This is a genomic window from Mesorhizobium sp. WSM4846, assembly GCF_055811415.1.
Map to the genome: position 1 here is coordinate 1 of NZ_JBVVPZ010000125.1, position 238 is coordinate 238.

At 89.9% G+C, this 238-nt stretch carries 1 protein-coding gene; it reads left to right on the top strand.

The window, feature by feature from the left end; genetic code table 11:
• The coding region (locus tag AC0L15_RS33305; RefSeq protein WP_473498438.1) for a hypothetical protein at positions 1–238 on the top strand (238 nt) is incomplete at both ends.

Sequence of the window (238 nt, forward strand, 5' to 3'; positions counted from 1 at the left end):
CATCTGAGCAGATTCCGGGCTCCGGGTGTTGGCGGAGGTCGGGGGGGGCGGAGGGGGGAGGGGGGGCGGGGGGGGGGGGCGGCGGCGGCGCGGGGGGGGGGGGGGGGGGGGGGGGGGCGGCGGGGGGGGGGGGGGGGGGGTGGGGGGGGGGGGGCGGCGGGGCGGGGGGGGGGGGGGCGCGGGAGGGCGGGGGGGGGGGGGGGGGTGGGTGGCGAGCGCGGAGGGAGGGGGGGGTGGG